Origin of the sequence: Pseudomonas sp. Root401 (assembly GCF_001425105.1) — a bacterium.
Classification (GTDB): Bacteria; Pseudomonadota; Gammaproteobacteria; order Pseudomonadales; family Pseudomonadaceae; genus Aquipseudomonas; species Aquipseudomonas brassicacearum.
Genome location: NZ_LMDO01000012.1, coordinates 131,758 through 155,075, shown reverse-complemented (window position 1 = coordinate 155,075; position 23,318 = coordinate 131,758). Strand labels below are relative to the sequence as shown.

The window sequence follows — 23,318 nt, the reverse complement described above, 5'->3', positions numbered from 1 at the left end:
CAGGTATCACGGGTACCGGCGCCAGCTATGTTCCTTCTCTGCCCTCAACCCTTGTCGTCCGGATCGATTTTTCCAAGCTCGGTGAGGCGGAAATGGCCTAAGCTCGCTTACTCCCAAATCAGCCAAGGAAGCGACAATGGGCATTCAAGGTAAAGACCGTCAAATCGATAACATCGAGTTCAATGTCAGCGACATCGCCCGCAGCAAAGCCTTCTATGCAAGCGTGTTCGGCTGGAGTTTCGTCGACTACGGCCCGACCTATACCGAATTCAGCGACGGTCGCCTGACCGGTGGCTTCACGACCGGTGAACCGGTGCGCCCGGGCGGCCCGTTGATCATCTTGTACGCGGATGACCTTGAGGCCACCCAACTCAGGCTCAAGGCCACAGGAGCGACCATCAGCCGTGAAGTGTTCGCGTTCCCGGGTGGAAGACGTTTCCACTTCATCGACCCGGATGGCTATGAGTTGGCGGTGTGGTCGGCTTCCTGATGGTTGATGGATCACGAGGAGGCGCAAAGCCTCAATCGTGTCCATGATTAAGGGCCTGCGATATCGGCGACGTTGGGATGCACCGCCATCTCTAAAACCGTCGGACTAGCGTCCAGTCAGAAATATCGCACTTCCTCTGGTTCATTAATCAAGGAGTCCCCTCATGAACATCGACTTCACCGGCCGTCACGTGTTGGTCACCGGGTCCACCAGCGGTATCGGGTTTGCGACAGCCAAAGGCTTTCTGGAAGCCGGCGCCCATGTGGTTATCAACGGTCGCAGCGGGAGCAGCGTGGAGGACGCGTTGCAGCGCTTGGGCGCCCTCGCTTCAAGGGCCGATGGCTTTGTTGGCGATCTGAGCAACGCGCCGGGCTGCCAGGCACTGATCGCCAGATACCCACGCTTCGATATCGTCATCAACAACCTGGGCATTTTCAAACTGGAAGACTTTTTCGAGACGCCGGACAGCGAATGGCAGCGCTTCTTTGAAACCAACGTGATGTCGGGCGTGCGTGTTTCCAGGGCCTACGCGCCGGGCATGGTCGAGCGCGGTTGGGGGCGGATTGTGTTTGTCTCGTCGGAATCGGGCGTGAACATTCCCGCTGACATGATCCATTACGGCTTCACCAAAACCGCCCAACTCTCAATTGCTCGCGGCCTGGCCAAGCGCCTCGCCGGCACGGGCGTGACGGTGAACTCGGTGTTGCCGGGGCCGACGCTTTCCGAAGGCGTTGCCCAGATGCTCCAGGCAGACGTCGAGCGCACCGGGGACAGCCTGGAAAAGGTCGCGGCAGATTTCGTCAACCAGCACCGCAGCACCTCGATCATCCAGCGCGCGGCGCGCGTCGAGGAAGTCGCCAACATGATCATCTACGCCAGCTCGGAACAGGCCTCGGCCACCACCGGAGCGGCGCTGCGGGTTGATGGTGGTGTGGTGGATAGCATCGTTTAGGATCCTGGGACACGTTGCAAAAAAACGCCGCTTCCTCATGAGAGATAAGCGGCGTTTTTTCTTTTGGAAGCAACATGGGTTGATTCGACCGGTTTTCGGAGCGGTGAAGGGATTGTTCAGCCCACTCTGTTTTCCATCAGTCGATCCGAGCCGCCTTCAGCTACGCGGTTTTCGATGAGTCGATCGGAGCCACCTTCGGCTACGCGGTTTTCGATGAGTCGATCGGAGCCGCCTTCGGCCACGCGGTTTTCGATGAGTCGATCGGAGCCGCCTTCGGCCACGCGGTTTTCCATCAGGCGATCCGAGCCGCCTTCAGCCACACGGCTTTCGATCAGGCGATCCGAACCACCCTCGGCGAACGTAGGTTGAACAGAAGAAGTCGCGAACGCATTGCCGAGGGACAGTGCCAGAAGCGAGCCAATGAGAGTTTTGTTGAGCGTTTTCATGTCCTGATCCTTTTTATTCGCAGATGAAGTGAGTTAGACGGTGACGTGCAAACGGACATCGACGTTGCCGCGTGTCGCGTTGGAGTACGGGCAAACCTGGTGAGCGGCGTCGACCAGCGCTTGAGCATCGGCTTGATCCAGACCTGGCAAGTTGATGTGCAGGTCGATGTCCAGGCCGAAACCGCCAGGGATCTGGCCGATGCCGACATGTGCCGTGATCGAGGCGTCAGCAGGAATGCTGCGTTTGCTTTGGCTGGCGACAAACTTCAATGCGCCAATGAAGCAGGCGGAGTAGCCGGCAGCGAACAACTGCTCAGGGTTGGTGGCTTCACCACCGGCGCCGCCCAATGCTTTTGGAGTAGCCAGCTTCACGTCGAGAATCTTGTCGCTGGAAACAGCACGGCCATCACGGCCACCGGTGGAGGTTGCGACTGCGGTGTAGAGAACGTTCATGGTGTTTCCTCTTTTGCTGATGGGTTTGATCGAGATTGTTTAGCGCTAAATGTTTGCGCGCTAACCAGTCGCGATAAAATTAACGGATGAATAATTGGCGCGCAAGATAAATTTTGAAAAATTTACCGATTTTGAATTAACCGATTGATCTAAAAGGAAATTTATTTTTAGGGCTTTGCAATGTCGCCAGCTCGGGTGAGCTGCGAGGTGAGCCAAGGGAAGGAGATTGCTAGGGGGATCAGCAGGGCCAGCGCAAATGCAGGTCTTCAAAGAGAGGGAAATTCATAAGCAGAATGTTGGGTTTCGATCGTCCCCACGCTCTGCGTGTGAATGCCGCAGGGACGCTCCGCGTTCCGCTTCCGGAAGGTGACGCAGAGCGTCACGGGATGCATACCCACGCAGAGCGTGGGCACGATCAAACGCCGGATCAGGGAAAAGTACAAAAAAACCGCCGAATTGGCGGTTTTTTGGTTTCGCGCAGGGCAAAGCCAACCCGACTAAGCAACAGCCACTCGATTACGCCCCAACGCCTTCGCTCGATACAGGGCTTTATCCGCGTCGTTCATCAAGCTGTGAAGATCTTTATTGCAGGCCTCCGTCGATGCGACGCCAAGGCTGGCTGATATATGGTGAACAGGCTCGATCATTAAACCCGCGATCGTATCGATGAGCCGTTCTGCAATCTGGGTGGCGACCTCAATGGACGTGTCCGGGAGCAGAATGGCGAACTCTTCGCCCCCGAGCCGACCGTGGATATCGGTTGCCCGAAACGATGAACTGATGACCGCACCCATCTGGCGCAAAACCTGATCGCCGACCTGATGGCCGTAGGTGTCGTTGATGTGCTTGAAGTGATCCATGTCCAACATGACCGCGCACAACCCTTGCCGCTTGGCCTTGCATTCGTTGTAAAGCTGCTGGGCATGCTCGAAAAATGCCCGTCGACTCTTCAGGCCGGTCAGTTCATCGGTTTGTGCGGCGCGGGTTGAAATGCTGTTCGCCTGTTCCATTTCACGGGTGAGTCGAAAGGCGATTTCCAGTGCCTGGGACATTTTGTGCGTAGCGCGGGCCGCAAATGCCGTGAACACCAGAATCGAAAGGGCCATGCCGACTTGGATCGGGGACGGTTGAAACAGCAGCCAGACGGTGCACGGCAACAACACCACGCCAATGGAGACCAGTGTCATGTCGCGGTAGGCCGAATAGCAGGACACCGCACTGACGGACATGCCGACTGTAAAGAGCATGACCAACGCCTGCGACAACAGATCGTCCGCCGGCATGAGCACAAACGCCCCACCGCCCCAGATGCTGGCGGACAGCACCAGCGTGACCCAGTATTTGCGTTCCCAGTGTTGAGGCGTGCGCTGACTTTCGTCGCTGCGGAAATAGGCAACGAACATCGCGATACGCACCAGCGTCGATGCGGTCAGGATGGCCAGCCACCAAAAAATAGCGCTGTGCTCAAAACGATCCCAACACAGCCAGCTCAGTATGATGGCAGCCAGGTAACTACCAAAAACCGCAGAAACGGATTGGCGAAACAGTTGCTGCAATCGGTCAGTTCGCACCTGCTCGGCTATTACAAAATCCTGGCCATTGCGCAATCTTGGGCCATACATTTGAACCACCTGGTTATGACGCAACAAAAAAACGATTGTGGCACCCTGCCACCAATGCAAACAACTGAATTACTGTGAAGATGAGATTTAGCGAAACATCTCGCTGCCCCGCCCGCTGGGATCTTCGCCTCGCTGGCGCAACTCCCAATGCCTGAAGAGTGCGTGGCCTGCGCCAGGCATGAAAAAAGGGACAAAGGAGAGCTGAGTTCGGTATTGGCGAATCGGGTGTTGAATAGCGTTGAGGCGCGATAGCGGGTGAACCCGCCAAAGAAAAACCCGACGCATTAAGTCGGGTTTTTCAGCGAGGGCGGCTTACTCGACTTGCGACAGCTTGGCGTCGTCGCAACCGGCAGCACGGCACTCGCGCTCGACAGCTTTGAGTATGACGATACGCGCCTCGGTCTTCTCGTTGGCACAGTCCAGGTAGAGCAGGCCATCGTTGGAACAGGCGCTGTCACGATTTTTGATCCACTGGATTTGAGCGGCTTTCACTTTTTTCTTTTGATCCGGGTTCAGCGCACTCATCGTCTTCTTGTATTGATCATTGATGTCCTGATCCGACTGAACCATTTTCAGCGACGCGCAATAGGTTCTGTCATAGGCGTTTCTAGGGTTATCGCAACTCATCGCAGATGCCGATGCGGATGCCATTGCCAGCAATGTCCCAACCAACAAAGACTTGATCACTTACTTCTCTCCCTGAATGCCCTCTATTGATTAGAGGTCGTGGCGGGGAATTTATCATGGGGGTTGTAGAACAATGAAGCAGATCCTAGGGTCATTCGGCCCGAACAAGGGGCAAATGCTGATAGGGGTTCGGGAGCAAGTGATTGCTGAAAAAGGCTGGGTCGTTCCCACCGGCCTCGCCGAATCCCCAAGCCGGTCAAACGTGGCGAGGGAGCTTGTTCCCGCTGGGCTGCAAAGCAGCCCCATCGCATCATCTGCATTACAGCGCCTCCCGCCGAGTAAAAACAGGCCCTTTAGCTCCGAATTCCTAGGCAATAAAAAGCTCTGTTTACTCCCTCTCCGCCAGGCTTCTACCAAGCTACGAATCCTTGCGCCTTTGCCTACAACTACGCCAGAATCCGCCCGCTTGTGCGCCTTGCCCCCGGCCTCTATCGTTTCCCTGCCACTGCTCATCAGTGGTCGGGTTTAGTAGCTCGGCTAGTCATCTACGGTTGCATGAGTGTCATCCCGTCAGGCGTTTGCCTGCACTTGATGGTGGCTGTGCGCAAGGCGCCTTCGGGCGCGCCGGGTTTGGTGACTTTACCGGTCTACTAACTTGCGCACAGCTGCCTCCTTTCGTTTAGTAGCGAGATGGTGGTGGCCCTACTATAGGAAAGTCCCAATGTTCAAACCTACTCCGAATCCTCCAGAGACAGGCCACGCCAAATCCAACGCTAAGAAGCACGACGAAGCCGCCAAACGCGCTCTGGATTTCTACCTACTACCAAAACCGGATACGTCAGAAGATGCGTCCCAACCGGGCCAGCTCTTCACCGTCGCAAAAAACGCCGACAACGAATCCCTCCTCGCCAACCTCAGCGAAACCCTGGCAGCAGCCGACGCGATGGTCAGCAACCTAGCTTTCGACCTAGAAGGTCCGCGTCGTCATATCCTTCTAGGCATCCAGCAACTGATTGAGCTGAGTTCATTGCTGGCGAATCGGGTGCTGGATAACGTTGATCCGCGATAGCAAGTAAAACATTCTGCCAGCAAGCAAACCCGACACTTTTCGTCGGGTTTTCTGTTTTCATCTGGCGGTTACTCAAGGTGAAAATAGCAGTGGCACTTGGCCTCGCTTTGCGTTTATATGGCCCTTAGGCTGCTTTTCATGGTGCATTGACTTTATTGCATGAAGACAAGGGAACTGTTCAGTGGAACGTATATTTGCTTTCGTTGATGAGTCGGGCAACCATGATTTGGATACGTCAAAATCTGGAAGCTCTAAATACTTCGTCGTCTGTTCGGTCATTGTTGCAGAGAAGGATCTTCCACAGGCTTATGAGCAAGCTGAGACTGTGAGGAAGCAAAACTTTCAGGTAGGCGAAATAAAGTCGAGTAACCTCAGAGCTAAGGACTCGGAGCGGCGCAAACGAATTTTGCTGCAGCTGGTGGAGCTACCTATAAGACTATTTATAACTGTCGTTGATAAAACTCGTGTGCATCGTGATGGAGGTCTGCGGTTCAAGCAATCGTTCATAAAATATGTGAATAATTTGCTGTACGAGCGTCTGTTTAATATATTTGATCATCTACAGATGATGGTCGACGAACACGGAGGAGTTGAGTTTCAGGCCAATCTCAAAGAGTATGTAGAAGCAAGATATGTGGATGATCTTTTTGGACGAGAAGCATTTCAAACTAAGAGTAGTAAAGATGATGTCCTGATTCAAGTCGCTGATTTTTTTGCAGGCTCTATCGCTCAGATATATGAAGGCAAAGCGTCCGCAGAGGTTGAGGGAGCATATAAAACTATACTACAGACGGTTATGCTTGGCATGCTCGAATGGCCGCCAAAGTATAAATCCCTTGTTCTGCCTCCAATGAACGATTCTGCCTATGCAGATTATAGAGTGCATCAGGCGGCGATTAAACAGGCGGATCGATTCGTCGAAAACATCGGCTCTCACCCAGACGAGGATCAGCGGCTTCAACTTTGTATTTTGGACTACCTGCGCTTCCGAAGTGAGTTTGTAAGCGACGAATATGTTTCCACCGCTGAAATTGCCAACCACTTAGCTGATCGGGGATTTATTGGTTTAAGTGATCAAAAAATTAGATCTAGTGGAGTTGCGAAACTACGAGACTCCGATGTAATTATCGCCAGTGCTCCTAAGGGCTATAAATTTCCTAAGTCATGTGCCGATATCAACGATTGTCTAGAGCTTGCGGCCAGCCAAGTCGTGCCACTATTGGATCGCGTCAAGAAAGCAAGGGATGTTTATCTGCTCAGTAGCATTGGTGAGTACGATATTTTGGAACAGAAAAATTTCTTACAGCTAAAAAAACTGCTGTTTTCGCTAGAGACTTTACATGACTAATAACTGATAAATTGAACTGGCTTTACGGGAAACATCTTCAATCGATTATAGCCAGCGGAGGAGATTATTATATTTTGTTTTTCGCATTTTCTCTCGTTTTTTAAAATGGAGTGTGCCATTATATTGCCATCTCACGCCCCTGGCTAAGGCAGTGATAATAATGCTCTCCAATTTGACGGCGGAGCTGAAAATTCACAGGGAACACTTTAGCGTAACTGATAGAGTTACGGCATATCAGCTAAAGCATTCCCATAGATTAAATGGACGTTCACTTGAATTTAGAGAGCTTTAGAGCGAAGCTGGACCTAGCGAGAGAGCGAAAGGAGCTACTCGATTTTTGCAGAAAGCATGTTCTGCATGGTATACCGTTCGTTTTCAAGGACAGGCCAGATGAGTATTATGATTTCAAAAAGATCATAACAAATGAGTTCGGAGACATCTCTTTTCACGAGGTCTACATTACCGGCTCTGGAAAATTAGGTTTCAGCCCATACAAGGGCACAATGTTCGACTATGATTCGGATATCGATGTAGCAATTATATCCTCGAAGCTCTTCGATAGCATAATGAATAAAATTTCTGCATACCAGATGCAAATTAGGAAAAACAAGCGGGTTGTCCGAGAGTCTGAGCGTTCGATGTATCACGAATTCCTAGAATATTCTGCAATGGGATGGATAAGACCGGATAAGTTACCGATATCTTTTCAGATGGACGTTTTGAAGCAGGCCTGGTTTCGTTTTTTTGAGTCTATTTCTTATAATAAATCACCTGTGGGAAACTACAAAGTTACTGCTGGAGTATTTCGAACCTATGAACACTTAGAGGCGTACATAGTAAGTGGGCTGGAAGGGCTGCGATACAAAAACATTAGGGATGAAAATTAATATGCAAATAAAGCCATCTGTTACGAATCCAACAATTGCCGATATCTATGAGAAAATCGACACCAAACGTTTAGATTTGCGCCCTGATTTTCAACGGAAATTTGTTTGGACTCAAGAGCACCAAGAGCAATTCCTTGACACAATTTTACATGGCTATCCCTTCCCGGAGATCTATGTATGCCAAGGGGAAACTGATTTAAAAAAAATGAGAACTAGCCAGATAGTAATCGATGGCCAACAGCGGCTTACGACGATACAGAACTATGTGGAGAATACATTTGATAAACCTTTGAAGCTTATCAAGGCTTTCTCAGAGCTTGGCCCTGAAGAACGAGAATCCTTTCTTTCTTACCAGGTAGTAGTTCGAGATATTGGAAAAGTGGAAGATGATCTTGTTCGAGAGATATTCAGGCGAATCAACCTTACCAAATTCAAGCTTGAAGATATTGAGATTCATAACGCTGTTTATGATGGCAAATTTATTCAGACCGCTAAGTCTATTGCCAAAGATATAGGCTTGGAAAATTACGGTGTTTTCCATGAATCTGAGTTTACGAGGATGGCAGATCTTCATTTCGTTCTCCAAGTGATGTCCACCCTCGAAAGAGGTGGCTACTACAATCGTGACAATGAAATAGAAAAATGTGTTGCTGAGTTTAACGAGGATTATCCGCTTGCTAATGCTCGAAAGGGAGAAATACTGAAGACATTCAGCATAATTGAAAATATAGGACTGGATGTAGATTCAATGTGGTTTAGAAAATCAAATTTCTTTACATTAGTCATTGAGTTGACAATTGCCAAAAATATACCGGCCGACTTAAAGCGTCGATTGGATATTATGGCTGAAGAAGTTTTAAAAAGTAAAAATCTGCCAGATACTGAGTTTGGAATATATTTTTCATATATGTATCAGGGAACAAACAATAGGAAGGCGCGCGTTATTCGTGCAGAAATATTTGGAAAGCATATTTTGGCATGATGGATTAAGTGGTACAGATTGGTTTGCAAAATAATCAAACAATCTACATTGTTTTATTTAAATAAAAACTCACGGAATGGAGAAGTTAATGGCGCGGCCACCAAGATGGACAGACAATGATATAAGTCCAAGTGTTGTAGAGTATACGCTCAGCTCATGGAAATACTTCTCTGATTTCATAAATCAGGAAATGTTGGATTATACAAGCTATGTATATAGAGGGCATGGTGATAGTAGCTGGAAACTCGAGCCAACTTTGGATAGAATTATAAAGAGCCCTATTTCATTAATAAGAGACGCCCATCTTGAAAGGTTTAAGTTCGAGACTAGAGGACGGCGTGGTGCAAATCCTGCCCGAATGGAAAGTGATAATGATTGGTGGGCGTTAGGACAACACCACGGTTTAGCGACACCGCTGTTGGACTGGACCGAATCCCCTTTTGTAGCGTTGTTTTTTGCTGCAAGCGCAGCAAACTCCCTTAAGTCAGAAAAATTTAGCGTATATGCGTTGTCCCAGAGTGCGGTTGTAAGCATTAATAAAGCTATTGCTAAAAACGACAATGTACAATTGATAAACAACCAAAAACCCACCGTGAAAATTTTCAGACCTTTAAGTGATGAAAATAAACGCTTAGTAAGTCAACGGGGATTGTTTACTCGAGGGCCAAATAATATCGATCTGGAAGCCTGGGTTCGCACACATTCTAAAACAGATAAGCTTATTGAACTAATGAAAATAACCATCCCTAGTGATGGAGTGCAAGAGTGTCTCCGGTACTTAAACAGAATGAACATTAGTCACTCGACTTTATTTCCAGATCTACCTGGAGCATCCGATTTTTGCAATACTCATTTACTAATAAAAAAATATTAAGCTCCCTATTTTTAAAGTCTCGGGTTACGTAAGCGAGCTTGCCTTATCACTTTAAGCAGTTAGAAATTTTTTGGTAGCGCATTCGGTAAACCAACTATGCCTCCCTCGCTATGGACGCCTTTCCAAGCATAAAAAACGGGCCTGCATTCCCACGCAGCCCCGTTTTTTTACCACCTGATCAGATCAAAACGCCGGCAAAACCGCCCCTTTGTACTTCTCAAGAATAAAAGCCTTCACCTCCGGCGTATGCAGCGCTGCAACCAGCTTCTTCATCGCCTCACTGTCCTTATCATCCTCACGAGCCACCAGGATGTTCACATAAGGCGAGTCGTTACCTTCGATAACCAGCGCATCCTTGGAAGGATCAAGCTTGGCTTCCAGCGCATAGTTGGTATTGATCAACGCCAGGTCCACCTGGGTCAGCACCCGTGGAATGGTCGCCGCTTCCAGCTCACGGAATTTCAGATCCTTCGGGTTCTCGGTGATGTCCTTGGTAGTCGACAGGATGTTGTTCGAATCCTTCAGCTTGATCACCCCAGCCTTAGCCAGCAGCAACAGCGCACGGCCGCCGTTGGTGGCGTCGTTCGGGATCACCACGTTGCCACCACCTGGCAATTCGGCGAGTGTCTTGTACTTACTGGAATACGCGCCCAGTGGTTCCAGGTGCACACCGGCCACACTCACCAGGTTCGTGCCCTTGGCTTTGTTGAACTCATCCAGGTACGGCTGGTGTTGGAAGAAGTTGGCGTCCAGGCGCTTTTCGGCGACTTGTACGTTCGGCTGGATGTAGTCGGTGAAGACTTTGACCTTGAGGTCCACGCCTTCTTTGGCCAGTGCCGGTTTGACGAATTCGAGGATTTCCGCGTGCGGGACCGGGGTGGCCGCGACGGTCAGGGTGTCGGCGGCGTGGGCGGAAAACGCTGCGGCGGCAGCGAAGGCAACCAGTAGTTTTTTCATTCAGCTAACTCCTTTTGAGGCGCCTGCTCTCGGCGCCTGCCAGCGAATGGCCGGCTCATGTTTATTGGCGCGAGGCCTTATTTTCTAGAGAAATGCACAACCAACTTGTCGCCCACGGTTTGCAGGACCTGCACCAGCACCAGCAGCAACACCACCGTGACCACCATCACATCGGTCTGGAAGCGTTGGTAGCCGAAGCGGATCGCCAAGTCACCCAAACCACCGGCGCCGACCACACCGGCCATGGCCGTGTAGGACACCAGCGTAATCGCTGTCACCGTAATCGCTGCAAAAATGCCTGGGCGGGCTTCCGGCAGCAAGGCGTTGACGATGATCTGCCGCGTCGTTGCGCCCATGGCCTGGGTCGCTTCGATGATGCCGCGGTCGACTTCGCGCAGGGCGGTTTCCACCAGGCGGGCGAAGAATGGTGTGGCGCCGACCACCAGCGGTGGGATCGCGCCGGCCACGCCCAGGGAGGTGCCGGTGATCAATACCGTGAACGGGATCATCACGATCAACAGGATGATGAACGGCAGCGAACGCAGAATGTTGACGATCAGCGACAGCAGCGCATACACGCCGCGGGCTTCGAGCAGCTGGCGCGGGCTGCACAGGAACAACAGCACGCCCAGGGGCAAGCCGAGCAGGACGGTGAACAGCAGCGAACCGAACAGCATCAGGAAGGTGTCGCCCGTCGCCAGCCAGATTTCCAGCCAGTCGATGTTGGAGAAGAACGAACTCAACAGTTCCATTAGCGCAGCACCTCCATGTGGACATCGGCCGCGGTGAAGCGGGCAAACGCCGCCTCCATGTCACCGCCGGTGATGGCGAGGGTCAGTTGCCCGTAGGGGGTGTCTTTGATGCGGTCGATACGACCGGCCAGGATGCTGTAGTCCACGCCGGTTTCCCGGGCGATGGTGCCGAGCAATGGCGCGTAGGTCGCTTCGCCCTGGAACGTCAGACGCACGATACGCCCCGGTACGTGGGCAAAATCGTCGCGCTGTTCGCTTTCGTCAATCTGCTCGTCTTCCTGGACGAAACGTTTGGTGGTCGCGTGCTTGGGGTGCAGGAACACATCGGCCACCGGGCCTTGCTCGACGATCACGCCGGCGTCCATCACCGCCACTTGATCGCAGACTCGGCGGATCACGTCCATTTCATGGGTAATCAGCACGATGGTCAGCTTCAGTTCGCGGTTGATCTCCGCCAGCAATTGCAGCACCGAGGCGGTGGTCTGTGGGTCGAGGGCGCTGGTGGCCTCGTCGCACAGCAAAATCTTGGGTTTGGTCGCCAGGGCGCGGGCGATGCCGACACGTTGTTTCTGGCCGCCGGACAACTGCGCCGGGTATTTGCGAGCGTGGTCGGACAGCCCTACCCGCGCCAGCAACTCGGCGACGCGCTGGTCGATTGCGCTGCGGGACAACTCGCCCGCCAGCGTCAGTGGCAGCGCCACGTTGTCGGCCACGGTCTTGGACGCCAGTAGGTTGAAGTGCTGGAAGATCATCCCGACTTGCTGGCGGAAGCGGCGCAGGCCGCTGGCGTCCAGGGCAGTGACTTCCTCGCCGTCGACGATGATCTTGCCGCCCGTGGAATCTTCCAGGCGATTGATCAGGCGCAGCAGGGTACTTTTTCCCGCACCGGAATGGCCAATCAGGCCGAAGACCTGACCGTTCTCAATCGTCAGACTGGTCGGATGCAGGGCGGGGATATCCCTACCGGCGACTCGGTAGGTTTTATGGACGTCTTGAAACTCGATCACGTAGCGAACCTTGTGGGGCGCGTTGGAAAAGGATCAGCGGTTAGCCGGGCGCGCATTTTAGCCTGTCCGTATAGAGGTTCTTAGCATTTATTTGCGATCAGACCTGTCATTTGGCAATAACGCGATCAAAGGCCATAAAAAAGGAACACGGCCAAACGGCGTCGGTCACTCATTAAGCCACTTGAAATGCCGGGGTCATGCACCTGCGGCATTGAACTCAGATTCCTGGCCATGGCGAGGAACGCAAAGAGGAGTCATGCCTGATGAGTACCAAAAAGCCCACGGTCAACAAGAGCCAACTGGCCGGGACCGACACGCTGGATCGCGGCAACACCAACGCCAAGCTCGAGAGCCTGGAACAGTTTCGCTCCGACGCCACCGAACAGGCGTTGCGCACCAACCAGGGCGTGAAGATCGCCGATAACCAGAACACCCTGCGCGCCGGCCCCCGCGGCCCTTCGTTGCTGGAAGACTTCATCATGCGTGAAAAAATCACGCACTTTGACCATGAGCGCATCCCGGAACGCATCGTCCACGCCCGTGGGACCGGCGCCCATGGTTATTTTCAGAGCTATGACGCGCATTCGGCATTGACCAAGGCCGGTTTCCTACAAGATCCGAGCAAGAAAACCCCGGTGTTCGTGCGCTTTTCCACTGTGCAAGGCCCACGCGGCTCCGGCGACACCGTACGCGACGTGCGTGGCTTTGCGGTGAAGTTCTTCACCGACGAAGGCAACTTCGACCTGGTGGGCAACAACATGCCGGTGTTTTTCATTCAGGATGCGGTGAAATTTCCGGACTTCGTCCACGCGGTAAAACCCGAGCCCCATAACGAAATTCCTACAGGCGGCTCGGCCCACGACACGTTCTGGGATTTCGTCTCGCTGGTGCCGGAATCGGCCCACATGGTGATCTGGGCGATGTCTGACCGGGCCATTCCAAAAAGCCTACGCACGATGCAGGGTTTTGGTGTGCACACCTTCCGCATGATCAACGCCGAAGGCAAAAGCAGCTTCGTCAAATTCCACTGGCGACCCAAGGCTGGGACCTGTTCATTGGTGTGGGACGAAGCCCAGAAGCTGGCGGGTAAAGATACGGACTACCACCGTCGCGATCTCTGGGAATCGATCGAGATGGGCGACTACCCGGAATGGGAGTTCGGCGTGCAGATTGTTGCCGAGGAAGACGAGCACAAATTCGACTTCGACCTGCTCGACCCGACCAAGATCATCCCTGAAGAGCTGGTGCCCATCACGCCCTTGGGCAAGATAGTGTTGAACCGCAACCCGGACAATTTCTTCGCCGAGGTCGAGCAAGTTGCGTTCTGCCCCGGGCACATCGTGCCGGGCATCGACTTTTCCAATGACCCGTTGCTGCAAGGGCGGCTGTTTTCCTACACCGATACGCAGATCAGCCGACTCGGTGGGCCGAATTTTCATGAGCTGCCGATCAACCGGGCGATCACCCCGGTACACAACGGCCAGCGTGATGCGATGCACCGCACCACCATCGACAAAGGGCGTGCATCCTACGAGCCGAACTCCATCGACGGCGGCTGGCCGAAGGAAACCCCGCCCGGCCCGGAAGACGGCGGCTTTGAAAGTTATCCAGAGCGCATCGACGCCTACAAGATCCGCCAACGCAGCGATTCGTTCGGTGATCATTTCTCCCAGGCGCGGTTGTTCTACAAGAGCATGAGCCCTCATGAGCAGGAGCACATCATCGCTGCCTACAGCTTCGAGCTGGGCAAGGTGGAGCGTGAGTTCATCCGGGCGCGGCAGGTCAATGAGATCCTGGCCAATATCGACCTGGAACTGGCCGGGCGAGTGGCGAAAAACCTTGGGCTGCCGGCGCCTACCGCTGGCACCGTCGATGTGCCAACGCCATCGCTGGAGCAGTCTCCGGCCTTGAGCCAGGCGAACCTGCTGTCCGGCGACATCAAGACGCGAAAAGTGGCGGTGTTGGTGGCCAACGGTGTCGATGGCGCGATCATCGATGCGCTCAAGAAGGCCCTGACGGCCGAGGGCGCCCACGCCAAAGTGCTGGGGCCGACCTCCGCGCCGGTGACCACGGCCGATGGGAAAACGCTGGCGGTGGATGCGTCCATGGAAGGCTTGCCGTCGATTGCCTTCGACGCGGTGTTCGTGCCCGGTGGCGCGGAGTCGATCAAGGCCTTGAGTCGCGACGGCGTGGCGTTGCATTACGTGCTGGAGGCCTACAAGCATCTGAAGGCCATTGGGCTTCATGGTGAGGCCCGGCAGTTGTTGGTGGAGTTGAAGCTGGAGGTGGATGCGGGGTTGATCGAAGATGCGGATGCGAGCGGTTTTTCGCGGTTTTTCGCGGCGATTGCTCAGCATCGGGTTTGGGCGCGGGAGCCGAAGGCCAAGGCGGTTCCAGCCTAAAGAGATTTGTTGTCTGGTGGGGCGCTATCGCGGGCAAGCCTTGCTCCCACAGATCAGCTCTACAGGATCAACTCTCACAGGAGTCAACTTTCACAGAGGCAACTCTTAAAGGAGTCAACTTTCACAGAGGCAACTCTTAAAGGAGTCAACTTTCACAGAGGCAACTCTTACCAGGGAACAAATTGCCCTGTGGGAGTTGCCCTGTGGGAGCAAGGCTTGCCCGCGATGCTTTTAGGGTTTGCGAGGTGTCAGCACCATCTGCGCCGGCACACTGCGCAAAATCTGCTTCTGCAGCTTCAAATCAAACCCCGGGTCCAGTTTCTTGACCCGTTTGGTCAGCAACGTCGCCAACCACGGATAATCATCGGTGCGCGGTGCCTGGATGCTGACGTCACACTGATAATTCACCACGTCGGCGGCGATGGCGTCCAGTTGTCGACGCATTTGCTGGATATCGGCGAGGTTGAGCGCAACCGTGGTGCTGGGTGCGCTCGGGTCGATCACTTTGGCGACCGGTTTGGCTTCGGCGGCCTTGAGGTCGGCCTCGGCTTTATCCAGGTCGGCCTTGCGGGCTTCGGCAATGGCGCTGTTGACCTCGCCGGTGAGCGCTGGGGCCTTGGGCATCAAGGCTCGGGCACGGCTCAGGGCGGTGGCAGCGGCGTTGACGTCGCCTTTTTGCAGATCGATCTGGCTGCGGCGCAAATACGCCTCGGCCAGTTGCCGCTGGTAGGGTTCCAGCGAGCGGTCTTCGGGCGATTGGGCTTGCAAGGCGGCCAACTGGTCTTCGGCGGTGGCCAGCTCATTGCTGGCAAGGCTTTGCTCGAGCTGCGCGATGGCCGGGCCCCGCGTATCGGGGACCTGGGTGACCGGCGGCGTACTCTGGCAGGCGCCCAGTAGCAGGGAAAATGCGACAAGGAGCAGATAACGGGAGGCGAACGGCTTCATTCCTGCGACTCTCTATTTGCGCAAAAAGCGAGCAAGTCTACACCCCTCGACGAGGCAGGACAAAACTCAGCAGAAACAGCGCGGCGGCGCTGACCACGATCGACGGGCCGGCCGGGGTGTCCTTGAACCAGGAAAGTGCCAGGCCGCCACACACCGCGAGCATGCCCAGCAGGCTCGCGCCCAGGGCCATCTGCTCGGGTGAGCGAGCGTGCCGCTGCGCCGCCGCCGCCGGAATGATCAGCAATGAAGTGATCAGCAGCACCCCGACGATTTTCATCGCCACCGCGATGACCACCGCAATCAGCAGCATCAGCGCCAGGCGCAAGCCCAGCACGGGCAGGCCTTCGACCCGGGCCAGTTCCTCGTGCACGGTGACGGCCAGCAAGGGACGCCAGAGCGCCACCAGCAACAGCAGCACCGCCGCGCTACCGCCGAGGATCCACGACAGGTCCGTCGGACTGATCGCCAACAGATCGCCGAACAGATAGGCCATCAGGTCAATCCGCACGTCATGCATGAAGCTTAGTACCACCAGCCCGAGGGACAGGGTGCTCGGCGCCAAAATACCCAGCAGCGTGTCGGACGCCAGCGGCTGGCGGTGTTGCAAGGTCACCAGCACCACCGCCAGCAACAGGCAGCCAACGGTCACCGCCACCGCCGGGCTGACGTCCAGGAGAAACCCCAAGGCCACGCCGAGCAACGCTGCATGGGACAAGGTGTCGCCGAAATAGGCCATGCGCCGCCAGACCACGAACGAACCCAAGGGGCCGGCTACCAGGGCGAGTGCCAAGCCTGCGAGCAGGGCGTACAACAGAAAATCAGCCATGCTTGCAGCCATCTCCATGAACATGATTGGAAGCAGAAGGGGCGCTGACCACCGAACCATGCAGGTCATGGGCGTGGTCATGGTGATGGTGATAAATCGCCAGGCTTTGTGCGTTTTTTCCGAACAGCTCGACGAAGGCCGGATCGCCGCTGACTTGCTCGGGATGCCCGGAACAGCAGACATGACGGTTGAGGCAGACCACCTGGTCGGTGGTGCTCATCACCAGGTGCAAATCGTGGGAGACCATCAGCACGCCGCAGCCGTGGCGGTCGCGCAGGCGCGTGATCAGGCTGTACAGCTCGGCCTGCCCCGCCACATCGACCCCTTGCACCGGCTCGTCGAGCACCAGCAGCTCAGGCTCGCGCAGCAGGGCGCGAGCCAGCAATACGCGCTGCATCTCGCCCCCGGACACGCTTTGCACCGGGCTGTCGATCACCTGTTCGGCACCGACTTCTTTGAGCGCGGCCAAGGCGCGGGCGCGGTCCACGCCTGGCACCAGGCGCAGGAAGCGCAGCACCGACAGCGGCAGCGTCGGGTCGACGTGGAGTTTTTGCGGCATGTAGCCGACGCGCAACCTGGGCTTGCGCCAGACGCTGCCGCTGTCGGGCTTGAGCAAACCCAGCACAGCGCGCACCAGGGTGGTCTTGCCGGCGCCGTTGGGGCCGATCAAGGTCACGATCTGCCCCGGTTCGACGCTCAGGTGGATGTTGTCCAGCACGCTCTGCCCGGCGAACGTCACGGCCACCTGTTCGAGGCGGATCAACGCATTGCTCATCAGGCCCCCTGGCAGCCGGAGCAGAGACCGACCACTTCGACGGTCTGGGTTTCGACGACGAAGCCGACGTCCTTGGCGCTGGCGATGATGGCATCGCTGATGGACTTCTGTTCCAGCTCGATGGCGGCGTGGCATTCGCGGCAGATCAGGAACTGGCCTTGGTGGGCGTGCTCCGGATGGTTGCAGCCGACGAAGGCGTTCAGCGACGAAATGCGATGTACCAGGCCGTTTTCCAAGAGGAAATCCAGTGCCCGGTAGACCGTCGGCGGCGCGGCGCGACGGCCGTCCTGCTCGCTGAGCACGGCGAGGATGTCGTAGGCGCCCAGCGGCTTGTGGCTTTGCCAGACCAATTCCAGCACGCGCCGACGCAGGGCGGTCAGGCGCACCCCTTGGCGCGCGCAGATGGCGTCGGCCTCGGACAGCGCGCTGTGCACGCAGTGGGAGTGATCGTGAGGACGACTGGCAAGGGGGGTAATAGGCATGGGCAGCGACGAGTTTAGTGAGAGACGTTATTATGTTACCCGTTCTCGCCTCTACGAGTGGTCATCGTGTCCCGATTTTTTTCGCTCTTTGTCGCTTTTGTCGCAAGTTTTCTACTGATTGGCCCGGCCCAGGCCGACGTCAAGGTGCTCACCAGCATCAAGCCGCTGCAACTGATTGCCGCCGCCGTGCAGGACGGCGTGGCCGTTCCAGAGGTGTTGCTGCCGCCAGGGGCTTCACCGCATCACTATGCGTTGCGGCCATCGGATGTACGCAAGGTGCAGTCGGTGGACCTGCTGTATTGGATCGGCCCCGATATGGAAGGCTTTCTGCCGCGCGTGTTGAACGGTCGCACGCGGCCCTCCGTCGCCATCCAGGATCTGCCGGGGCTCAAGTTGCGTCACTTCGCCCAGGACAGCGCGTCCCACGAGGATGATGATCATGACGCCGATGAACACGATCACGACCATCGCCCCGGCACCGTGGATGCTCACCTGTGGCTCTCGCCGCTCAATGCGCGGGTGATCGCCGCCAAGATGGCGGCTGACCTGAGCGCGGCGGATCCGGCCAACGCGGCCCGCTACCAAAGCAACCTCAAGGGCTTCAACCAGCGTCTCGATGCCTTGGACACACGCCTCAAGGCGCGTCTGGCCGGGGTCGCGGGCAAGCCGTATTTCGTCTTTCACGAAGCGTTCGACTATTTCGAAGACAACTACGGCCTCAAGCACGCCGGGGTGTTCGCCGTGGCCGCCGAAGTCCAGCCCGGTGCCCAGCATGTGGCGGCAATGCGCACGCGCTTGCAAGCCGTGGGCAAGACCTGCGTCTTCAGCGAACCGCCCCTGCGCCCGCGCCTGGCCGAAACCCTGGTGGCCGGGTTGCCGGTGAAGCTGGCGGAGCTCGATGCACTGGGCGGCTATACCCCGGCGACGGCGCAGGGGTATGAGCAGTTGTTGGAGAAATTGGGGAATGATCTGGCGGGGTGTCTGGAGTCGCTATAGCCCTGTGGGAGCAAAGCTTGCTCGCGACATAGGCGACTCGATTTCTGAAAGATTTCATCGCCTTCATCGCGGGCAAGCCTTGCTCCCACAGGAACAGTCGCTTACTGCTGTGGGAGCAAGACTTGTTCGCGAAGCTGTTTAAAGGGCGAAAGGCAACACCGCGTGAACCGTCTGCCGCTGCGCCAAGCGCTGCTGGAACTCCATCGGATCGTGAATCAACACATCCTGCCCGGCAAAGGATTCAGCGGCGATCAACCGCGACAGCCAGAACCGCACGCACGCCACGCGCAGCATGGTCGGCCACAGTTGCGCCTCAGTGGCGGTAAACGGTCGCAGCGCCGCATAGGCACCCAGCAGCGCCCGCGCCCGGGGGCCATCGAGCACGCCGTCGTCGTCCGAGCACCAGTCGTTCAAGGCAATGGCCACGTCATACAGCATCGGCCCGGAGCAGGCGTTGTAGAAGTCGATCAGCCCGGTCAGGTGCGTGCCTTCGAACATCGCATTGTCGCGAAACAGATCGGCATGGATGTTGGCGCGCGGCAGCGCCAGGATGCCGACTTTCTGCAACGAGATTTCATCCAGCGCCGCCTCGAGCAGCCGACGCGGCTCGGCGTCGAGGTGCGAGAGCAGCTTGGCGCCCTCCTCCTGCATCCAGTCCAGGCCGCGATCAGTCTTGCGCTTGATCATGTTGTCGCGGGTTGCCAAGTGCAGATGCGCCAGCAACTCGCCGACCTGGGCGCAGTGCTGGGCGTTGGCCTGCTTGATGTGCTTGCCGGCCAGGCGCGGTTGCAGCAGCGCCGGCTTGCCCGCCAGTTCCCGCAGCGCCACGCCGTCGGTAGTGCGCAAGGCGTAAGGCACCGGCAGGTCGGCGTCATGCAGCACGTCCAGCAGTTCGATGAAGAACGGCATTTCCTGCACCGGACCGCGCTCGACCAGGGTCAGGACGAATTCGCCCTGCTCCAGGCTGATAAAGAAATTGGTGTTTTCGCTGCCGGCGGCGATCCCCTGGAAATCAAGCAGGCGGCCAAGCCCATAAGGGGCGAGAAAGGTTTCCAGCTCGGGCCGAGCCAGGGGCGTGAACACAGACATGGTTAAAACTGCCAGTACGGGCGCCCTTCAGCGGGCGCCGGTTGAAGTGCAGAGCGGTACTACCACTCAAAGATTTTCCACGACGGAATCAGCATATCCGGCTGGTCCGAGCGGATGAAGTTTGCATCAGTGCCGTCGGCACGCACCAGGAAATAAGGCTTGCCGTTCTTGGGCGTGACCTTGATCGCGTACAGAAAGCCGTTTTGCCGATACTCCTGAATGGTTCTGTCACCTTCGGTGCGGATGGTGACGTCCGGGTCCGCCGAAGGTGCGTCGTCCGCCGCCATGACGGCCAGCGGGGTGATTGCAAACAAGCCAGCCAGTAACAGGCGATTGAGTGTACGCATGATAACCTTGTCCCTTTGTCGTCAACGGTCCCGCTATTCTAGCCCCGGACCCGCCGAAAAGGTTGATCCTGCTCATGAGCCAAGCTCCCCTCGTCCTGGTGGACGGTTCTTCTTATCTGTACCGCGCCTTTCATGCGCTGCCACCGCTGACCACGTCCAAGGGCCTGCCGACCGGTGCGGTCAAGGGCGTGCTGAACATGCTCAAGAGCCTGCGCAAGCAGTATCCGGACAGTCCGTTCGCCGTGGTCTTCGACGCCAAGGGTGGGACGTTTCGCGATGAGCTGTACGCCGAATACAAGGCCAACCGCCCGAGCATGCCCGACGACATGCGCGTGCAGATCGAGCCGTTGCATGCCAGCGTCAAGGCCCTGGGCTTCCCGCTGCTGTGCGTGGACAACGTCGAAGCCGATGACGTGATCGGCACCCTGGCCCGCAGCAGCGCGGCGGCCGACCGCCCGGTGGTGATCTCCACCGGCGACAAGGACATGGCCCAGTTGGTCGACGGGCACATTACCTTGGTCAATACCATGACCGGTAGCGCCCTGGACGTGGCTGGCGTGAAGGAGAAGTTTGGCGTCGCTCCCGAGCAGATCATCGATTATCTGGCGTTGATGGGCGATTCTTCCGACAACATCCCAGGTGTTCCGGGGATCGGACCGAAGACCGCTTCCGGCCTGCTGGTAGGCGTCAATGGCGGCCTGACCGAGCTGTATGCGCAACTGGACATCGTCGCCACCTTGCCGATCCGTGGCGCCAAGACCCTGGCCGCCAAGCTCGAAGAGCACAAGGAAATGGCGTTGCTTTCCTACGAGTTGGCGACCATCAAGACCGACGTACCGTTGGATGTCGGCCTCGACGACCTGCAAATGGGCCAGCCGGATCACGAGAAACTCGCCGAGCTGTACACGCTGCTGGAGTTCAAGAGCTGGTTCGAAGAAAACCAGCGGGACGCCAAGCGTGCCGGCCAGGAGATCGTCGAAGTTGCCGAAGAACAGCCCGGCGCTGCCGAGGCCAAGTACGAGGTCATCCTCGATCAGGCGCGCTTCGACGCGTGGCTGGCCAAACTGGACAAAGCGCCGCTGTTTGCCTTCGTCACCGAAACCAACGGCGGCGATGCCCAGCACTCGCAACTCGTCGGCTTGTCGTTCGCCGTGGCCCCTTTCGAGGCGGCCTACATTCCGCTGACCCATTCCTACATGGGCGTGCCGGAGCAACTGGACCGCGACACGGTGCTCAAGGCGCTCAAGCCCCTGCTGGAAAACCCGAACAAGCTCAAGGTCGGCCAGCACGCCAAGTTCGAAACCAACATCCTGGCCAATTGCGCCATCGGTGGCGATCAGAACAACGGCATCCTGGTCCAGGGCATCGCCTTCGACACCATGCTCGAATCCTACGTGCTGGACTCCACCGCGACCCGCCACGACATGGACAGCCTGGCGCTCAAGTACCTGGGCCAGAGCAAGACCGATTTCCAGGACATCGCGGGCAAAGGGGTCAAGCAACTGACCTTCGACCAGATCTCCCTGGAACTGGCCGGCCCTTACGCCGCCGAAGACGCCGACGTGACCTTCCGCCTGCATCAGGCTTTGCAGGAAAAGCTGGCCGCCACGCCAAGCCTGGGCACGGTGCTCAACGACATCGAGATGCCGCTGATGCCGGTCCTGGCGCGCATCGAGCGCCAGGGTGCGCTGGTCGATGCCAACCTGCTGGGTGTGCAGAGTGTCGAGTTGGGCGAGAAACTGGTGGCGCTGGAGCGTGAGGCGTTTGCCATCGCCGGCGAGGAATTCAACCTGGGCTCGCCGAAGCAATTGGGCGTGATCCTGTATGAAAAGCTCGGCTTGCCGGTGCTCAGCAAAACCGCCAAGGGCCAGGCGTCCACCGCCGAAGCGGTGCTAGCCGAGCTGGCGGAGCAGGATTACCCGCTGCCCAAGGTGCTGATGCAGTACCGCTCGCTGAGCAAGCTCAAGAGCACCTACACCGATCGCCTGCCGGAACAGATCAACAGTCGCACGGGCCGTGTCCATACCAATTATCAACAGGCCGTCGCCGCGACCGGGCGCCTGTCGTCCATCGACCCGAACCTGCAGAACATTCCGATCCGCACGGCCGAAGGCCGACGCATCCGCCAGGCGTTCGTCGCGCCGAAAGGCTACAAGCTGCTGGCGGCGGACTACTCGCAGATCGAACTGCGGATCATGGCGCACCTGGCCAAGGACGAAGGCCTGCTCTATGCGTTTCGCCATAATCTGGATGTGCACCGGGCCACCGCTGCCGAGGTGTTCGGCGTTGAGCTGGAAGCCGTCACCCTGGACCAGCGCCGCAGCGCCAAGGCGATCAACTTCGGCTTGATCTACGGCATGAGTGCGTTTGGCCTGGCCAAGCAGATCGGCGTCGATCGCAAGCAGTCCCAGGCTTACATCGACCGCTACTTCGCCCGCTACCCGGGTGTGCTGGCGTACATGGAACGCACCCGCGCCCAGGCGGCCGAGCAAGGTTTTGTCGAAACCATTTTCGGTCGCCGGCTGTACCTGCCGGACATCAACGCGAAAAACCCGGCCCTGCGCAAAGGTGCCGAGCGCACCGCCATCAACGCGCCGATGCAGGGCACGGCGGCTGACATCATCAAGAAAGCCATGGTGGCTGTGGACCGCTGGCTGACGACATCCGGGCTGGATGCGAAGGTCATCCTGCAGGTACACGACGAACTGGTGCTGGAAGTGCGTGAAGACCTGGTCGACCAGGTACGCGAGGAAATCCGCCAGCACATGAGCGCCGCCGCCACCCTGGACGTGCCGCTGCTGGTGGAAGTGGGCGTGGGCAATAACTGGGACGAGGCGCACTGATCCCGAGCCCCGAGGTCAAGGGCTTCTGTGGCGAGGGGAGCTTGCTCCCGCTCGGCTGCGCCCTGTAGGAGTTGCCGAAGGCTGCGATCTTTTGATCTTGATCCTTCACTTGAGATTCAAGCGTCAGGGGAAAGATCGCAGCCTCGT

23 protein-coding genes are annotated in these 23,318 nt (G+C 56.7%); 10 read left to right on the top strand and 13 right to left on the bottom strand.

Translation table 11 applies throughout. The features are described from left to right. Positions 1–136: 136 nt before the first annotated feature. Both ASC85_RS10710 and ASC85_RS10705 read left to right on the top strand, forming a co-directional pair. Entirely contained in the window at positions 137–490 is a 354-nt protein-coding gene (locus ASC85_RS10710; protein WP_003196176.1) for a VOC family protein, read from the top strand. Positions 491–653: 163 nt separating this feature from the next. After that, positions 654–1,442 (top strand): SDR family NAD(P)-dependent oxidoreductase, encoded by a 789-nt coding sequence (locus ASC85_RS10705; RefSeq protein ID WP_057449304.1) that lies wholly within the window; start codon positions 654–656, stop codon positions 1,440–1,442. A 116-nt stretch (positions 1,443–1,558) separates the two neighbouring features. Here the strand turns inward: ASC85_RS10705 and ASC85_RS10700 are convergent, their stop codons facing one another. From ASC85_RS10700 to ASC85_RS10685, 4 genes are all read right to left on the bottom strand, one after another. Further along, on the bottom strand, positions 1,559–1,888 hold the full coding sequence (locus ASC85_RS10700) for a hypothetical protein (RefSeq protein WP_057449303.1): 330 nt from the start codon (positions 1,886–1,888) through the stop codon (positions 1,559–1,561). A 33-nt stretch (positions 1,889–1,921) separates the two neighbouring features. Beyond that, complete coding sequence (locus ASC85_RS10695; RefSeq protein WP_003196182.1) at positions 1,922–2,341, bottom strand: organic hydroperoxide resistance protein; 420 nt, start codon at positions 2,339–2,341, stop codon at positions 1,922–1,924. 497 nt (positions 2,342–2,838) lie between these two features. Next, positions 2,839–3,963: a GGDEF domain-containing protein gene (locus ASC85_RS10690; RefSeq protein WP_057449302.1), complete on the bottom strand. Its 1,125-nt coding sequence runs from the start codon at positions 3,961–3,963 to the stop codon at positions 2,839–2,841. 312 nt (positions 3,964–4,275) lie between these two features. Then, the gene (locus tag ASC85_RS10685) at positions 4,276–4,650 is read right to left on the bottom strand and encodes a lysozyme inhibitor LprI family protein (protein ID WP_003196186.1); all 375 of its coding nucleotides are present in this window, start codon (positions 4,648–4,650) and stop codon (positions 4,276–4,278) included. A gap of 661 nt (positions 4,651–5,311) precedes the next feature. Here ASC85_RS10685 and ASC85_RS10680 point away from each other — a divergent pair. The 5 genes from ASC85_RS10680 to ASC85_RS31045 all read left to right on the top strand — a co-directional run bounded on the left by ASC85_RS10680 (position 5,312) and on the right by ASC85_RS31045 (position 9,750). Then, positions 5,312–5,659 (top strand): DUF6124 family protein, encoded by a 348-nt coding sequence (locus ASC85_RS10680; protein ID WP_057449301.1) that lies wholly within the window; start codon positions 5,312–5,314, stop codon positions 5,657–5,659. Positions 5,660–5,840: 181 nt separating this feature from the next. Further along, a complete protein-coding gene (locus ASC85_RS10675; RefSeq protein ID WP_057449300.1) occupies positions 5,841–7,007 on the top strand; it encodes a DUF3800 domain-containing protein in 1,167 nt (388 codons plus the stop codon). A gap of 272 nt (positions 7,008–7,279) precedes the next feature. Then, positions 7,280–7,894: a hypothetical protein gene (locus ASC85_RS10670; RefSeq protein ID WP_057449579.1), complete on the top strand. Its 615-nt coding sequence runs from the start codon at positions 7,280–7,282 to the stop codon at positions 7,892–7,894. After that, entirely contained in the window at positions 7,884–8,876 is a 993-nt protein-coding gene (locus tag ASC85_RS10665; RefSeq protein ID WP_057449299.1) for a DUF262 domain-containing protein, read from the top strand. Before ASC85_RS10670 ends, ASC85_RS10665 begins: the two co-directional genes overlap by 11 nt. 88 nt (positions 8,877–8,964) lie before the next feature. Beyond that, a complete protein-coding gene (locus ASC85_RS31045) occupies positions 8,965–9,750 on the top strand; it encodes an FRG domain-containing protein (RefSeq protein ID WP_156395632.1) in 786 nt (261 codons plus the stop codon). Between the two features lie 183 nt (positions 9,751–9,933). Here the strand turns inward: ASC85_RS31045 and ASC85_RS10660 are convergent, their stop codons facing one another. From ASC85_RS10660 to ASC85_RS10650, 3 genes are all read right to left on the bottom strand, one after another. Then, positions 9,934–10,707, bottom strand: a complete 774-nt coding sequence (locus tag ASC85_RS10660; RefSeq protein ID WP_003196203.1) for a MetQ/NlpA family ABC transporter substrate-binding protein — start codon at positions 10,705–10,707, stop codon at positions 9,934–9,936. Between the two features lie 77 nt (positions 10,708–10,784). Continuing rightward, entirely contained in the window at positions 10,785–11,459 is a 675-nt protein-coding gene (locus ASC85_RS10655; RefSeq protein WP_003196204.1) for a methionine ABC transporter permease, read from the bottom strand. After that, positions 11,459–12,466, bottom strand: a complete 1,008-nt coding sequence (locus ASC85_RS10650; RefSeq protein ID WP_057449298.1) for a methionine ABC transporter ATP-binding protein — start codon at positions 12,464–12,466, stop codon at positions 11,459–11,461. Before ASC85_RS10650 ends, ASC85_RS10655 begins: the two co-directional genes overlap by 1 nt. A 260-nt stretch (positions 12,467–12,726) precedes the next feature. Between ASC85_RS10650 and katE the strand changes: the two genes are divergently transcribed. Then, a complete protein-coding gene (katE, locus tag ASC85_RS10645; protein ID WP_269085253.1) occupies positions 12,727–14,868 on the top strand; it encodes a catalase HPII in 2,142 nt (713 codons plus the stop codon). A 231-nt stretch (positions 14,869–15,099) separates the two neighbouring features. On the opposite strand, the gene ASC85_RS10640 is transcribed toward katE, so the two are convergent. From ASC85_RS10640 to zur, 4 genes are read right to left on the bottom strand one after another with little or no spacing between them, the layout of a single operon-like run. Then, a complete protein-coding gene (locus ASC85_RS10640; protein WP_057449296.1) occupies positions 15,100–15,813 on the bottom strand; it encodes a PA5502 family lipoprotein in 714 nt (237 codons plus the stop codon). 37 nt (positions 15,814–15,850) lie between these two features. After that, the gene (znuB, locus tag ASC85_RS10635) at positions 15,851–16,639 is read right to left on the bottom strand and encodes a zinc ABC transporter permease subunit ZnuB (RefSeq protein WP_003196213.1); all 789 of its coding nucleotides are present in this window, start codon (positions 16,637–16,639) and stop codon (positions 15,851–15,853) included. Beyond that, on the bottom strand, positions 16,632–17,414 hold the full coding sequence (gene znuC / locus ASC85_RS10630) for a zinc ABC transporter ATP-binding protein ZnuC (protein WP_018602784.1): 783 nt from the start codon (positions 17,412–17,414) through the stop codon (positions 16,632–16,634). Before znuC ends, znuB begins: the two co-directional genes overlap by 8 nt. Further along, positions 17,414–17,896, bottom strand: a complete 483-nt coding sequence (zur, locus tag ASC85_RS10625) for a zinc uptake transcriptional repressor Zur (protein ID WP_057449295.1) — start codon at positions 17,894–17,896, stop codon at positions 17,414–17,416. The genes znuC and zur overlap by 1 nt, the downstream gene beginning before the upstream one ends. Before the next feature lie 66 nt (positions 17,897–17,962). On the opposite strand from zur, the gene znuA reads away from it, so the two are divergent. Further along, a complete protein-coding gene (gene znuA, locus ASC85_RS10620) occupies positions 17,963–18,892 on the top strand; it encodes a zinc ABC transporter substrate-binding protein ZnuA (protein ID WP_057449294.1) in 930 nt (309 codons plus the stop codon). A 138-nt stretch (positions 18,893–19,030) separates the two neighbouring features. Here znuA and ASC85_RS10615 read toward each other — a convergent pair whose 3' ends face one another. Together ASC85_RS10615 and ASC85_RS10610 are read right to left on the bottom strand one after the other, a co-directional pair. Then, entirely contained in the window at positions 19,031–19,981 is a 951-nt protein-coding gene (locus ASC85_RS10615; RefSeq protein ID WP_057449293.1) for a homoserine kinase, read from the bottom strand. Between the two features lie 59 nt (positions 19,982–20,040). Next, on the bottom strand, positions 20,041–20,328 hold the full coding sequence (locus ASC85_RS10610; RefSeq protein ID WP_014335817.1) for a DUF2782 domain-containing protein: 288 nt from the start codon (positions 20,326–20,328) through the stop codon (positions 20,041–20,043). Positions 20,329–20,402: 74 nt separating this feature from the next. Here ASC85_RS10610 and polA point away from each other — a divergent pair, with 74 nt between their 5' ends. After that, complete coding sequence (gene polA / locus ASC85_RS10605; RefSeq protein ID WP_057449292.1) at positions 20,403–23,171, top strand: DNA polymerase I; 2,769 nt, start codon at positions 20,403–20,405, stop codon at positions 23,169–23,171. The last annotated feature ends 147 nt before the right edge of the window (positions 23,172–23,318 follow it).